This is a genomic window from Sphingomonas sp. (genome assembly GCF_025353885.1).
Taxonomy (GTDB): Bacteria; Pseudomonadota; Alphaproteobacteria; order Sphingomonadales; family Sphingomonadaceae; genus Sphingomonas_O.
Map to the genome: position 1 here is coordinate 1 of NZ_JANXNX010000030.1, position 13,426 is coordinate 13,426.

The window sequence follows — 13,426 nt, forward strand, 5'->3', positions numbered from 1 at the left end:
CGAGCGCGTCGCCGTCATCGGAGTCGTCGACGGTGACAAGCCGATGCTGGACCGCGCTTTGAAGGCGATTACCAACTGATCGTCGTCAATCTTCGGTGATCAGGGTGGCCCGTTTGGTTTCGGGCAGCAGGACGATCGCCAGGGTTGCCACGCCGACCAGCGCGGTGATGTACCAGTAAAAACCGCTCTCGAGGTTGATTTTCTTGAACCAGAGCGCCGCATATTCGGCCGACCCGCCGAACGCTGCGTTGGCAATCGCATAGGGCAGGGCAACGCCGAGCGTGCGAATGTGCGGCGGAAACAGTTCGGCCTTAACGAGCGCGCTGATCGACGTATAGGCGGCGAGCAGCGTTAGCGGGACAAGCAGCAATCCGAACGCGACGAGCGGCGAAGACACGATTTCGAGCGCGCGGAACACGGGCACCGACACGGCCATAGCCCCAATTCCGAACAGCAGCAATTGCGGCTTGCGTCCGAAACGATCCGCGACCAGTCCCCATAATGGCTGCATCAGCATGAACACGACCAGTGCGGCGGTCATGATGCCGGTCGAAATCTGTTTGGAAAAGCCGGTCGTGTTGACCAGAAACTTCTGCAAATAGGTCGTATAGGCGTAAAATGCTGCCGAACCGCCCGCAGTCAGGCCTACGACAATCAGGAACTCACGGCGGTGATTGCGCCAGAGATTGCGCAATGAGGATTCGGGCCGGTCGCGGGTCTGCGCCTCGAATGCGGCGGTTTCCGACAGGCGACGGCGCAGAATGTAGACGCCCAATGCCAGCCCCGCACCGATCACGAAGGGGATACGCCACCCCCATGCCTCCAATTGCGCCTCGGTCAACAGTGCCTGCAGGACGAGCAGCACCGCCAGCGCGCCGAGTTGCCCGCCGATTAGTGTAACATATTGAAAACTTGACCAGAACCCGCGCCGGTCGCGGCTCGCCATTTCCGACAGGTACGTCGCGCTCGCCCCGTATTCGCCCCCGACCGAAAGCCCCTGCATCATCCGCGCCAACACCAGCAGGGCGGGCGCCGCGACACCGGCGGAGGCATAGGTCGGCGACAGCGCAATGAGGAGCGATCCGCCGCACATCAGCGCAACCGACAGCGCCAGCCCTGCCTTGCGGCCATGCCGGTCTGCATAAATCCCCATAATCCAGGCCCCGATCGGACGCATCAGGAAACCAACCGCAAAGATCGCGGCGGCGTTCAGCAATTGCGCGGTCGGTTCACTCTCAGGGAAGAAAGAGGGTGCAAAGTAGATGGTCAACACCGAGTAAGTGTACCAGTCATACCATTCGACAAGATTGCCCGCCGACCCTCCGACAATGGATTTCAGACGTTTCGAATTGATCGACATTGCTGCCCTCGCTGTGCCGATGGGGGCCACCGGTGGCGGTTATGCGATGAAGGAGCCTGACCGCACAAGCGTGATGACTTGGCGGGCGCAGGGTCGTGCGTTACGACCGTATGATGATCTCGTTTCGTAAAGCTCTTGTCTTTGTGCCGCTTGCCATCACCGGATGCGTCGGGAAACCGGTTGCGCCGCCCTTGCCTGCCCTGGTGTACAGACCGCTGCCGCCGCCCGTCGCGCCCGTCGCCAACTGGGAAAATGGCAGGCTGACGCCGGGGATCTGGACCTACACCAAGGACGCCCGTGGTGGTCTCGCCCTGTATGGCCTGCCGGGAGGCACTGCAGCTCTCAGCCTCCGATGCGACATGACGACACGGCGGATATTTGTTTCCCGGCGCGGAAGTGTCGCTGCCCAGATGACCTTGCGCGCAACATCGGGTGCGCGCGTCTATGATTCAAAGCCTACCGCAGGAACGCTGCCGTATGTTGCCGCCGAACTGTCCCCTGCCGATCCCCAGCTCGATGCCGTCGCATTCAGCCGGGGCCGATTCCTGGTTGGACTGGCGGGAGCGCCCGATGTTGTCGTGCCCAGCTGGCCCGAAGTCGCGCGCGTGATCGAAGATTGTCGGGGCTAAGACCGTCGGTGCACGGATAAAAGTCCAGAACTTGAATCATGACGGTATTTATTTTTTTGCACAAGACTTGATCGGCGACTCATGATGAATCATGTTCCATCTGTGTCCAACGCAGGATACGGCTTTTTCAACTAGCGAAAGGAGGTGATCCGATGTCTCATGGTTCAGCACAGGGGTCGGGTAGTTTCGTTCGGGGGATGCGCAGCCAGGGGTAATCCTATGGCCGCCCATGGTCTCCCGGGCTTGAGATATATCTCCGGCCGCTGACCATGTTAGGGGTTGCCGGGCCTGCGGGTCCGGCAACCTTTTTCATTTCTGCTTCAGTCTCGCCATGAAGAATCCGTCCAGGCCCGGCTTCGGCAGGATGCGAACCCAGCCCTCCGGCGCAGGGACTAGGCCCAGCGGCAGTTCGTGCGCACTGACCGGATCCACCGTCAGGCCACTTGCCGCGATAACTTCCTCGCCTTCCTCAGGTTCCATTGAGCAGGTTGCGTAAACCAGACATCCGTCGGGTTTCAGCCATCGGACAGCGCGGGCAAGCATGCGACCCTGTAACGCCGACAGTGACGCAATGTCTTTTGCGCCGATGCGGTGCAAGACATCGGGATGGCGCGCAAAAATGCCGGTAGCGGTGCATGGCGCGTCGAGCATGATGGCATCGACCGGAGCGGGGGGCTCCCATGCCATGACATCGGCTTCGACGATGTCCGCGGCCAAGGCTGTCCGGCTAAGGTTTTCCCGAAGGCGCTGGATGCGACCCGAATGCTGTTCGACAGCAATGACGTTCCAACCCGCCGCGGCAAGCTGCATGGTCTTGCCGCCCGGTGCTGCGCACAGGTCGAGGACGGTGCGGCCGTTGCCCTTGCCCAATAGCGGGACGGGGATCTGGGCCGCGATATTCTGAACCCAGAAGCGGCCCTCGGCATAGCCGGGAAGTGCGATCACGCTGAGGCCGCGCGGCAGTCGGCGGTGGCCGGAGGCAAGCTCTTCGCCTTCGAGCCGGGTTTCATTTGGGTCGCGGAGGGCCAGGTCGAGCGGGGGCGGCGCGGCGATGGCGCGGGCGGCGTCTGCAACGGCTTCGGGGCCCCACGCCTTGGTCCAGCGCGTCACTACCTCGGCGGGAAGGGTCGGGATTTCGGGGAGCATCGCGCCGCGCCTGATCAGCGTGCCGAAAACGCCATGCACCAAACGGCGCGGACCGCCGAGAACAAGCGGCAGCGCGGTCGCGATGGCGGCATGGGGTGGGGTGCCGAGAATGAGCGCCTGGGTGAGCGCAAGGCGGAGAACACTGCGCGCCTTCACGTCCTGGGGGAGTTGCTTTTCGGTGGCGGAATCGATCAATGCGTCAAGATCGGGAAGATGGCGCAGGACTTCGGTCGCAATGGCGATGGCCAGCGCGCGATCTTCAGGGAGCGTCAGATTACGCGTCGCGTGGATAACCGAGGTGTCGAGGCGCTGGCCCTGCCGCAGGACGGCGTCGATTAAGCGGAGCGCAGCAACCCGAGATCGGGCTCCGGCAATTTCCCCCTCCGGACTTGAATTGGTACGTTTAGGCTCCGACTTGTTCACTGACTATCCTGTACTGAAAGCTGATCGCGATGAATGGTAACCGTCCGGCTCACATCAAGCCGCCCGCCGACCTGCCGGCAAATACGCCTGTGCCCGAACCCAAGCCGATTGTCGCTCAGGATGAGTCCGGGGGGCCAAAGGGCCTGGAACCAACGCGGTACAACGATTGGGAGAACAAGGGAATCTGCTGGGACTTTTAGGCGCAATCCTTCAAGAAGATCTGCGAAACAGTGAGGGCATGGTTTCCTCGCCTAGTAACACGGTTGCTCAGCCCTCACCTTTTAGCGGACGCGACATCAGAGCGGCCACGACTGCGTCGACCTTTGACTCACCGGTCAGTAGCGCGCAAACCGCGTCGACGACAGGCATGGCAATGCCGCAATCGTTCGCCGACTGGGCGAGGACCGGGGCCGTAAATGCGCCCTCCGCGACGCTGGCACGGTCGGCCAACAGCGATTCGGCCGATTCCCCCTTGCCTAGCCCCACGCCCAGCGAAAAGTTGCGTGACGCAACTGACGAGCAGGTCAGCACCAGATCGCCAAGGCCCGACAGGCCGCTGAGGGTTTCGGCCCTCCCACCCCGGGCGATTCCATAACGCACCATTTCAGCAAATCCACGCGCGATCAGGGCGGCGCGGGCGTTTTCGCCCAGCCCAGCCCCGGCCACGACCCCACAGGCGATGGCTAGCACATTTTTGACCGCGCCACCGATCTCTGCGCCCACAACATCCTCCGAAGCATAAGGTCGGAAATTCGGGCTGGCGAGGCGCTCTGCGAGCGCACGCCCGATGTTTTCGTCAACACAGGCCAAAGTGACGGCGGTGGGCAGGCCGCGCGCGACTTCTGCGGCGAAGGTCGGGCCGGAAAGGACCGCAACCGGCGCGTGCGGATGAACAGCGTGTGCGATTTCAGACATAAGCGCGGCGGTTCCGGCCTCGATCCCCTTCGCGCACAACACCAGCGGGCGGGTGTCCGCGGGGGTTTCAGACAGCACCGCGCGAAGATGCTGTGCTGGTGCCACAACCAGAAATGCGTCGCTGGCTGACAGGTCAGCAAGCGATTCAGTAGCGGTGATTGCAGGAGACAGCGCGATACCAGGGAGAAACTGCCGGTTTTCATGTTCGCGGTTGATCGACGCCACGACGTCGTGCTCCCGCGCCCACATCATGACCGGATCGCCACCCGCTGCCGCGACCTGAGCCAGTGCCGTGCCCCATGCGCCGCCACCAATCACTGCTATTCTCATGCCTTCACTCCCGCACCACGCGCTTTTTCCGCGAAGGGGTCGAGCGGCCACCGCGGATAAGCCGGCGTGTCGAGAGCGTCGCGATAGCCAGCGTTAAAGCGCTCGATCCCGGCCCAGGCGATCATCGCGGCATTATCGGTGCAGAGCCATAAAGGCGGCGCCACGAAGGGAAGTCCCCGCGAGGCTGCCAGTGCGCCGAGAGCGTTGCGGATCGCGGTGTTCGCGGCAACCCCGCCAGCGACGACCAATGCAGTCGCGCCCTGTGCTGTGGCCAAGGCGCGGGCAGTTCGGTCGACCAGGCAATCGACAACCGCGGATTGAAAGGATGCGGCAATGTCTTCAGGCCGATATTTTCCCGTATCGCGCGCGCGCAGTACGGCGCTTTTCAACCCGGCGAACGAAAAATGTGGCTCGAGCGATCCGAAGAGCGGGCGCGGTAGCTTTACCGCGCTGGCATCACCCGCTGCGGCGGCACGTTCGACGGCACTGCCACCGAAGCCGAGCCCCAACAGCTTGGCCGTCTTGTCAAAGGCTTCTCCCGCCGCATCGTCGATCGTGGTGGCCAAGCGGTGGTAGTTGCCGACACCGCGCACGAACAGCAACTGGCAATGGCCGCCCGAAACAAGCAGCAACAGATAAGGAAATTGCACGGTCGCATCGGCGAGGCGCGGAGACAGCGCATGACCCTCAAGATGGTTGATTGCCAGCAGGGGTTTACCGCTGGCATGGGCAAGCGCCTTGGCCGTGACCAGGCCCACCATGACGCCACCGATCAGCCCGGGTCCGGCAGTTGCCGCGATGGCGTCGAGATCCGACAGCGCGACCTTGGCATCGGCAAGCGCAGCCTCGACCAATGGGACCAGTACCTCGACATGAGCACGCGCGGCGATTTCGGGAACGACGCCGCCATACGGCGCGTGTGCTGCCTCCTGCCCGGCAAGGCAGTGGCTTAAAACCACCCGGTTACCGTCGACCACGGCGGCAGCCGTTTCGTCGCAACTCGATTCGATGCCGAGTATCAGTGTCATCGCACTTTCGCCTTCATCGCCAAGCCGCTAGCACGCGCGAATGACCGCCGCCACCATCCGTCTCGGTACCAGGGGTTCACCCCTTGCGCTCGTGCAGGCGCGGCTGACGCGCGACGCCTTTTGCGCCGCGCACAATTGGCCGCCGGAGCGGGTCGAGATCGTGCCGGTGATGACTGCGGGCGACCGGATTCAGGATCGCCCCCTGGCGGAAATCGGCGGCAAGGCTTTGTGGACCAAGGCACTGGATAGCGCACTGTTTTCAGGCGAGATCGATTTTGCGGTCCACTCATTGAAGGATGTCGAGACGCTGCGGCCCGCGGGGATAACGATCGCGGCGATGCTGAAACGCGCTGATGTGCGCGACCGGCTGATCGGCGCGCCATCGATTGCGTCGTTGAAGCACGGCGCGCGGGTGGGCACGAGCTCCCCGCGCCGGGGTGCGCAATTGCTCAGGCTGCGGCCCGACCTGGTCGTCTCGCCGATCAGGGGTAATGTGGCCACCCGGCTGGCAAAGCTGGCGGCGGGAGAAGTCGATGCGACCCTGCTGGCGGCGGCGGGGCTTGACCGACTGGGCCAACCGGACGTTGGGGTCGCGATAACGGTCGATCAAATGCTCCCTGCCGCGTCGCAAGGAGCGATCGGGGTCGAATGCCGGACCGAAGATGCCGCGATGCGCGCGCTGTTTGAAGCCATTGACTGCAAGTCGACGCGGGCGGCAGTTTGCGCCGAGCGCGACCTGCTGGCGGAATTGTCGGCCGATTGCCATTCGCCGGTCGGAGCTTTCGCAGAGGTGCGTGACGGAATATTGATTCTGACAGCCGAGCTACTGACCGAAGATGGCAGGCTTTACGTGCGCGACGAGATCGCGATCAACGGTCCCGACTCAGCGGCATTGCTGGCACGCAGGTTGCTCGACGATGCACCGTCCGAATTACGGGCCTTGTTCGGGAAGTGATGCGCCCGCTGCTGATCCTCCGTCCGGAGCCTGGAGCATCGGCGACGGCGGCCAGGGCTGGAACAATCGGATTGGGAGCAATGGTTCGCCCGCTGTTCGAAGTGCGCCCCGTTCGCTGGTCGGCCCCCGTTGCATCGCTGTTCGATTGCCTGCTGTTGACGAGTGCCAACGCCGCGCGGCTGGGTGGCGCTGGCTTGGCCGAATACCGGCGCTTGCGCGTATTTGCCGTTGGGGATGCGACTGCCGATGCCGCGGCGATGGCCGGCTTTGCCGATGTTGTTGCTGGAGCAACCGATGTCGCGACAGTGACTGGCCTGATGGCGAATGCAGGCCACAAAAACGTCCTTTATCTGGCCGGGCGCGATCGGACGACGTTTGCAGTGCCGCCCTTTCACCTTCACGTTGTCACAGTCTATGAAAGCGAGACATTGCCCCCGCCGGACATCGGTGAGCCAGCGGTCGCGATGCTTCATTCCGCGCGGGCGGCGCGGCGCCTTGCGGCAATCCTGCCCCGCAAATCTTCGGTGACGATCGTGGCAATCAGCCAGGCCGTGGCAGACGCGGCGGGGCCAGGCTGGCAGTCGGTAACGGTCGCCGTTGAACCCACGGACGGCGCGATGCTGGCACTCGCTGCCAGTCTGTGCAAAACGCAAGACGACTAGGCGACGGAACCGGGTAGCACGATGGCGAGCGACTATAACGAAACGGCTTCATCCTGGCAGGACAGCGTCCCGCCCCGGCGTGCGCCGCCGATGCGCAGTGCGCTTGTCATCGCATTGCTGGCCTTTCTGGCTGGATCGGTGGTCATGGTGTGGATATTCACCCGCTGGGCCCCAGCGCGAAAGCTGATCGGGGCGGCGCCGGTTGCGTTGGTTTCGTCAGTAGCGCGCCAGTCCGTTGTCCCGGTGCCCCCGGCGAGCATTGTCCCGGTCCCAGTCGGTCCAGCGAATGTCGTTCAGGCACAGTCGGCAACGGTTGACATGCGCGTATCGCAACTGGAGGAGCGCATTGCCCGGATCGACCTGCGCGCAGCGGCCGCAGCGGGGAACGCGAGCCGGGCGGAGGGCCTGCTGATCGCCTTTGCCGCGCGCCGGGCAATCGATCGTGGGACCGGCCTCGGCTATGTCGAGGGACAGTTGCGCGATCGATTCGGCGAGACCCAGCCGCGCGCGGTGTCTGCAGTGATTGCGGCAGGGCAGCAGCCGGTGACGATCGCCAATCTGAAACAAGGGCTCGACCGGATCGCGCCTAATTTGTCCAGCGGAACACGGAGCGAAAGCTGGTGGGCGGCAACTCGCCGCGCACTGTCGACGCTGGTCATCGTGCGCCGTGAAGGCACCCCCGCTCCCGCCCCGGACGAACGCATTGCCCGGGCGCGCCTGATGCTCGACGGTGGGCAGGTCGACGGCGCGCTGGCTGAAGTGGCACGCTTGCCGGGGCAGGCGATGGCTGGCGACTGGATGACCGCGGCGCGGCGTTGGGTCGAGGCGCACCGTGCACTAGACATCATCGAGGCCGCCGCGATCATGCCGCCGCCGGTAGTCGTACCCGTCACCGATGTCGGGGTTGCGCCTCCGGCCACAGCCGCGCTTCCGACCCCATAATAGCGCTCCGTCTACGGACCAAACTTGTTTCACCGGCCATTTTTTTTCCGCAGGAGCCAGTTCCGGTGCGGAGCATCTGGCGGTGCAGCGGGTTAACATGATTTATTTGCAGACAAAAGGACGTACGAAGTGACGATCGAAGCCGAATGGTGGGACTATGATTCTGCCGAAGATCTTGCCGAAGCCGTTGCCGGGGATGTCGGCTTCATCATCGATTCGGCACTCGACGCGCGCGGGTCTGCGTTGATCGCTTTGCCGGGCGGCAAGACGCCGCTGGCGGCGCTGGAGTTGATCAGTCAGCAAAAACGCAGCTGGAAGCATGTCACCATCGTGCCGACCGACGATCGCATCGTCGACGTTACCAGCCCTCATTCAAACGTGGCGATGCTGGCCAAGATGTTCTTGCCCAAAGGCGGCCGCGTGATCCCTCTGACCGGAGGCGCAACTGCTGCCGATTACAAAATGAGCGGAAAGGCCGCCGACGCCCGGCTGGCCGACCTGCCGTGGCCGATCGACCTCGTCTGGCTGGGCATGGGCAGCGATGGCCATGTCGCCTCGATTTTTGCTGGTCCCGACCTCGACGAGGCGCTAAACGGCCCAAAAGAACGCCGTGCGCTTGGCGTCATGCCCGATCCCCTGCCTGCCGATGCGCCGTATCCGCGCGTAACCTTGAGCAAGGCGGCGATCCTGTCTGCGCGGACGGTGTTGATGACTGTCACCGGAGACGACAAACGGGCCCTGCTGGAAAAGGCGATCGAGGACGGCGCACTGTCGCTGGTTCCAATCGGGCGAGTGCTGGCGGACTGCGAACTGCCAATCGACATTCACTGGGCGGCCTGAACCTTGAGCGCGCACGGGTTGCCCCACGAAAATCACGGTCATTCGGGTAATCATAAGGGCCATGATCATGCGGACCATAGCGGCGGTCATAGCCACAGCCATGCGACTGCGAATTTTGATTTGGCCTTCCTTATCGGAATTTCCCTGAACGTCGGTTTTGTTGTGCTCGAAGCGATTTATGGGTTTGCCGCCAATTCGATGGCACTGCTGGCCGACGCCGGACACAATTTGTCCGACGTATTCGGCCTTTTGATGGCCTGGGGCGCGGCGGCGGCCGGAAAGCGCGCTGCATCGAAGCGTTTTACCTACGGCTGGCGCAAGTCGTCGGTGCTGGCGGCGCTTTTTAACGCAGTGTTTCTGCTGGTTGCGGTCGGCGCTATCGCGGTTGAGGCGGTGCGGCGTTTCGGCGAACCCCAATCGGTCAGCAGCACTACGGTAATGGTAGTCGCGGCACTCGGCATAGCGATCAACGGCGCGACCGCTTTGTTGTTCGCGCGGGGGCCGGCAGGCGACATCAACATTCGTGGTGCCTATCTCCACATGGCGTCCGATGCCGCGGTGTCGGCAGGGGTGGTCGTGTCAGGTTTTATCATCGCGCGCACCGGTTGGGCGTGGCTGGACCCGGTGACCAGCCTGGCGATCGTGGCGGTCATTGTCTTTGGCACCTGGGGACTGTTACGCGATTCGGTAACGATGGCGATGGATGCGGTCCCGCCGTCGATCGAACCTGGAGCAGTGGAGGCGGCGCTGGGCAACCTGCCTGGCGTGGCCCAAGTTCACCACATGCACATTTGGCCAATGAGCACGACCGAAAGTGCACTAACTGCGCATCTGGTGACACCGGAAGGCCAGCCAGGAGATGCATTCCTTCGCGACGTATGCGCGATGCTAAAGACGCGGTTCGGAATCCAGCATGCGACGATACAGGTAGAGATTGATGAAGCTGCCTGCGCTTTAGGTGCGGACCATTCCCACTGAAGAGACTGACGACCCTCGGGCAGTGAACCACAGGCAAAGCCCCTGTTCTAGGTCCTCGCGAGAGCGCGCCCGGCGGCGCTGGTGCAGAGGTGATATAGCGTTGCTAAATCATCTCGCACTGCGCGTGGAGCGGGCGAAGGGATTCGAACCCTCGACCCCGACCTTGGCAAGGTCGTGCTCTACCCCTGAGCTACGCCCGCTCGAGCGTCGATGAAGACTGTCTGAAGTCTCCGTCGGGTAGGGCGGCGCTGCTAGCAGAGGGTTTGACGAGGCGCAACCCCGTGCGTTTTGACCCCTTTGCAAAGGCTCTCCCAACGGGGTGTTTGGCCCTTTCCCCTTGGCAGAGGCGGCGCAAACCCCACATAAGGGCAAGGACGATAACGGAGAATCATGTGGCGACGCTGGGATTGAGTGCGGCTGACCGGGAACAGATCGAAACATTTCGCAGGGATGTGATCGAGCCGTCGATGACCAAGCTCGTCATCCTGGATTTCTGGGCCGAATGGTGCGGTCCGTGCAAGGCATTGTCGCCAGTGCTCGAAAAGGTGGCGGCGGATTACGCGACGAAGGGCGTCATGCTCGTAAAGATCGATGTGGATGCTAACAAGGCAGTCGCGGCTCAGTTCCGCGTCCAGAGTATCCCGACCGTCTACGCGGTGTTCCAGGGACAGCTTGTCGCCGACCTGACGCCCGCGCGGACAGAGGGGGCACTGGTCAAGCTGCTCGATACGATCTTGAAGAAATTGCCGATCGAAGGTGAAGAACAGGCGCTGGAAGCCGAGATCGAGCCGTTGATCGCTATGGGCGAAGAGGTTCTTGCAGCAGGCGATGTTGAGCGTGCAGCGGCGATCTTTGCGCAAATAGTGGATATGGCCCCCGACAACCCTGCGGCTATCTCTGGACTGGCAAGAGCGCTGACGGCGAGTGGGCGGGTTGACGAAGCCGCCAAACTGCTGGGCGCGGTAGCCGTCGAGCTTGAAAAGGATCCGGCGATCGCCCGCGCGCACTCGGCGCTGGCTCTGGCGCGGGAGGCAAGGCCGGTGAGCGATTTATCCGGGCTGGAGGATGAGGTCGCGGCCAACCCGGACGATCACGACAAGCGGTTCGCGCTGGCGGGCGGCCTGATGGCAGCGGGCGATCGCGATGGCGCAGCCAATCACTTGCTGACGATGATAGCCGCAGATCGTGACTGGAACGAGGGCGCGGCAAAGGCTCAGTTATTGAAACTGTTTGATGTCGTCGGTGTGATGGATCCGTGGGTTTCGGGTCAGCGACGTCGGCTGTCGGCAGTGTTATTCACATGACCGACGAACCCGGGGTCTTGCAGCGCATTTCGATTTTTCCGCTGGGTGGAGCCCTGCTCTTCCCCCGCATGCAATTACCGCTTCATGTTTTCGAACCGCGTTACCGGGCGCTGATCAGCGATGCGATGGCGCGCGATCGTAAAATCGGCCTGATCCAGCCGCGCATCGTGCGCGCCGAGGATGATAATGATACCCCCAAGCTGTTCGACATCGGCTGCCTCGGCAAAATCGCGCACGTCGAGGCACTCGACGATGGTCGTTACAATATCGTGCTTGAAGGGCTGGCGCGGTTCCGGATGACGCGCGAACTCGACGTCACGACGCCATTTCGCCAGATCGAGGCTGCGATCGAGATCGACGATCGGGACGATACCAATCTCGCCCTCGCACGCCGCGCCAGCCTGGAACATGAATCGCGACGTTTTGCCGATAGCCAGGGCTATGCGGTCGACTGGGAAGCCGTGGCGAGGCTCGACGATGAGTCGCTGGTCAACGGCATTGCTCAGATCGCACCGTTCGACGCGGCGGCAAAACAGGCATTACTTGAGGCAACTTCGCTGGCCGACCGTGCCGACCTGATCGTGCAACTCATGCAGTTCTTTGGGCGACACGGCGGCGAGGAGCGGGTTACGCTCCAATAGTCAGACGGTTGCACCCTGCAGCAGCTTTGGCAGCGCGCCGGTCTCGCCACGCGCTTCTGCCATGAGCATCGACTTCAAGGGAACGATCCTCTGCACCGCGCCAATGCCCAGCCGCCGGACAGCGCGTGCCGATCGACCAGGAATGCCAAAAAGACGCGTCAGCGTATCGGTCGCGGTTGCGACCATCAGCGTGTCGAGACTGCGCCAGGTTTGATAGCGGGCCAGTAGCTGTGCATCACCAAGGTCGAGGCCGAGGCGACTTCCCTCGACCAGCACTTCGACCAGCGCGGCAACGTCCCGAAAGCCGAGGTTCAATCCTTGCCCGGCAATCGGGTGGATACCATGTGCAGCATCACCAACGAGCGCGAGGCGTTCGGCGGTAATCACAGCAGCATGGTGGAAACTTAAAGGGTAGGACGAGCGTGGGGCAGCGGCGGACAATTCACCCAGCAAGCCACCAGTGCGCTTTTGCGCTTCGACGGCAAAGGCGTGGTCGCTGAGTGCCAATAACCCCGGCGCGTCCTTTGCAGCGACTGTCCACACAAGCGCCGAGCGGTGACCAGGCAGCATGGGGAGCAGAGCAAACGGACCGGCCGGGTAGAATATCTCATGCGCCACATTATCGTGGGGGAGGCTGTGTTCGAATGCCGAGATGATCGCGACATGATCGTATTTCCACGTTGCGGTGCGGATGCCCGCAGCCGTGCGCGTCGACGAGTTGCGACCGTCGGCGGCAATCAGCAGGTCGGCGGCAACGGTGCTGCCGTCGTCGAGCGTCGCATGAACACCGTCAGGACCTCGCGTCACTGACACGGCGCGACCCGGTGCCTTCAGACTCACATGTTTGGCGCCAAGCACAGTTTCATAAAGCGCCCGCCGGACGAGGCGATTTTCCACCATTGTGCCCAGCGCCTCGCCATCGGTCGGCGTGAAATCGAGTGGGTTTCTGGTCAGCCCATCACGCACCTCGATGCGGCGAATTTTGCATCCCTGGCCTTCCAGCCGCGACGCGACGCCGACCGCCTGCAGCATCCGCCAGCTGGCCGACGCAATGGCACTGGCGCGGCCATCAAAGGCCGCGTTTGCAGTTCCCGCCGGATCGGTGGGATCGACAACCACCGAAGTCAGCCCGTGGGCGTTGAGAGCGAGGGCGGCCGTCAGCCCGACAAGGCCACCACCAAGGATTAGGACATCTACGCGCTGCATCGGCTGCTTATCGCACCCCGGCAGGCATCGCGCCAGCGGACTCTTGACGTGGAGTCACCCGAAAGCG

General features: G+C 63.0%; 14 protein-coding genes and 1 tRNA gene. 9 read left to right on the top strand and 6 right to left on the bottom strand.

The genetic code is table 11. The features are described from left to right. Positions 1–85: 85 nt before the first annotated feature. Positions 86–1,360 carry an MFS transporter gene (locus Q0R02_RS03100; RefSeq protein ID WP_293880752.1) on the bottom strand — a complete coding sequence of 425 codons (1,275 nt, stop codon included), beginning with the start codon at positions 1,358–1,360 and terminating at the stop codon, positions 86–88. Between the two features lie 95 nt (positions 1,361–1,455). Here Q0R02_RS03100 and Q0R02_RS03105 point away from each other — a divergent pair, with 95 nt between their 5' ends. After that, complete coding sequence (locus Q0R02_RS03105; RefSeq protein ID WP_293880754.1) at positions 1,456–1,989, top strand: hypothetical protein; 534 nt, start codon at positions 1,456–1,458, stop codon at positions 1,987–1,989. 309 nt (positions 1,990–2,298) lie between these two features. Here the strand turns inward: Q0R02_RS03105 and Q0R02_RS03110 are convergent, their stop codons facing one another. Next, positions 2,299–3,558 (bottom strand): transcription antitermination factor NusB, encoded by a 1,260-nt coding sequence (locus tag Q0R02_RS03110; RefSeq protein WP_293880756.1) that lies wholly within the window; start codon positions 3,556–3,558, stop codon positions 2,299–2,301. 29 nt (positions 3,559–3,587) lie between these two features. Between Q0R02_RS03110 and Q0R02_RS03115 the strand changes: the two genes are divergently transcribed. Then, on the top strand, positions 3,588–3,758 hold the full coding sequence (locus tag Q0R02_RS03115) for a DUF1674 domain-containing protein (protein WP_367271419.1): 171 nt from the start codon (positions 3,588–3,590) through the stop codon (positions 3,756–3,758). Positions 3,759–3,825: 67 nt separating this feature from the next. Here Q0R02_RS03115 and Q0R02_RS03120 read toward each other — a convergent pair whose 3' ends face one another. Together Q0R02_RS03120 and tsaD are read right to left on the bottom strand one after the other, a co-directional pair. Then, a complete protein-coding gene (locus tag Q0R02_RS03120; protein WP_293880758.1) occupies positions 3,826–4,803 on the bottom strand; it encodes an NAD(P)H-dependent glycerol-3-phosphate dehydrogenase in 978 nt (325 codons plus the stop codon). Then, positions 4,800–5,831: a tRNA (adenosine(37)-N6)-threonylcarbamoyltransferase complex transferase subunit TsaD gene (gene tsaD / locus Q0R02_RS03125; RefSeq protein WP_293880760.1), complete on the bottom strand. Its 1,032-nt coding sequence runs from the start codon at positions 5,829–5,831 to the stop codon at positions 4,800–4,802. Before tsaD ends, Q0R02_RS03120 begins: the two co-directional genes overlap by 4 nt. Positions 5,832–5,871: 40 nt before the next feature. On the opposite strand from tsaD, the gene hemC reads away from it, so the two are divergent. The 5 genes from hemC (at position 5,872) to Q0R02_RS03150 (ending at position 10,208) form a co-directional block, all read left to right on the top strand. After that, on the top strand, positions 5,872–6,786 hold the full coding sequence (hemC, locus tag Q0R02_RS03130; protein WP_293880762.1) for a hydroxymethylbilane synthase: 915 nt from the start codon (positions 5,872–5,874) through the stop codon (positions 6,784–6,786). Then, positions 6,786–7,448, top strand: coding sequence for a uroporphyrinogen-III synthase (locus tag Q0R02_RS03135; protein ID WP_293880764.1), 663 nt, complete (start codon positions 6,786–6,788; stop codon positions 7,446–7,448). Before hemC ends, Q0R02_RS03135 begins: the two co-directional genes overlap by 1 nt. Before the next feature lie 21 nt (positions 7,449–7,469). Continuing rightward, on the top strand, positions 7,470–8,390 hold the full coding sequence (locus Q0R02_RS03140) for a hypothetical protein (protein ID WP_293880766.1): 921 nt from the start codon (positions 7,470–7,472) through the stop codon (positions 8,388–8,390). A 129-nt stretch (positions 8,391–8,519) separates the two neighbouring features. Continuing rightward, positions 8,520–9,230, top strand: coding sequence for a 6-phosphogluconolactonase (locus Q0R02_RS03145; protein ID WP_293880768.1), 711 nt, complete (start codon positions 8,520–8,522; stop codon positions 9,228–9,230). 120 nt (positions 9,231–9,350) lie between these two features. Further along, positions 9,351–10,208 carry a cation diffusion facilitator family transporter gene (locus tag Q0R02_RS03150; protein ID WP_367271420.1) on the top strand — a complete coding sequence of 286 codons (858 nt, stop codon included), beginning with the start codon at positions 9,351–9,353 and terminating at the stop codon, positions 10,206–10,208. A 125-nt stretch (positions 10,209–10,333) separates the two neighbouring features. Here Q0R02_RS03150 and Q0R02_RS03155 read toward each other — a convergent pair. Further along, positions 10,334–10,408 (bottom strand) — tRNA-Gly (locus Q0R02_RS03155). A 192-nt stretch (positions 10,409–10,600) separates the two neighbouring features. Here Q0R02_RS03155 and Q0R02_RS03160 point away from each other — a divergent pair. Then, positions 10,601–11,512 (top strand): tetratricopeptide repeat protein, encoded by a 912-nt coding sequence (locus Q0R02_RS03160; protein ID WP_293880772.1) that lies wholly within the window; start codon positions 10,601–10,603, stop codon positions 11,510–11,512. Then, complete coding sequence (locus Q0R02_RS03165) at positions 11,509–12,153, top strand: LON peptidase substrate-binding domain-containing protein (protein ID WP_293880774.1); 645 nt, start codon at positions 11,509–11,511, stop codon at positions 12,151–12,153. Before Q0R02_RS03160 ends, Q0R02_RS03165 begins: the two co-directional genes overlap by 4 nt. Here Q0R02_RS03165 and Q0R02_RS03170 read toward each other — a convergent pair whose 3' ends face one another. Beyond that, positions 12,154–13,359: an FAD-dependent monooxygenase gene (locus tag Q0R02_RS03170; protein ID WP_293880776.1), complete on the bottom strand. Its 1,206-nt coding sequence runs from the start codon at positions 13,357–13,359 to the stop codon at positions 12,154–12,156. Between the last annotated feature and the right edge of the window lie 67 nt (positions 13,360–13,426).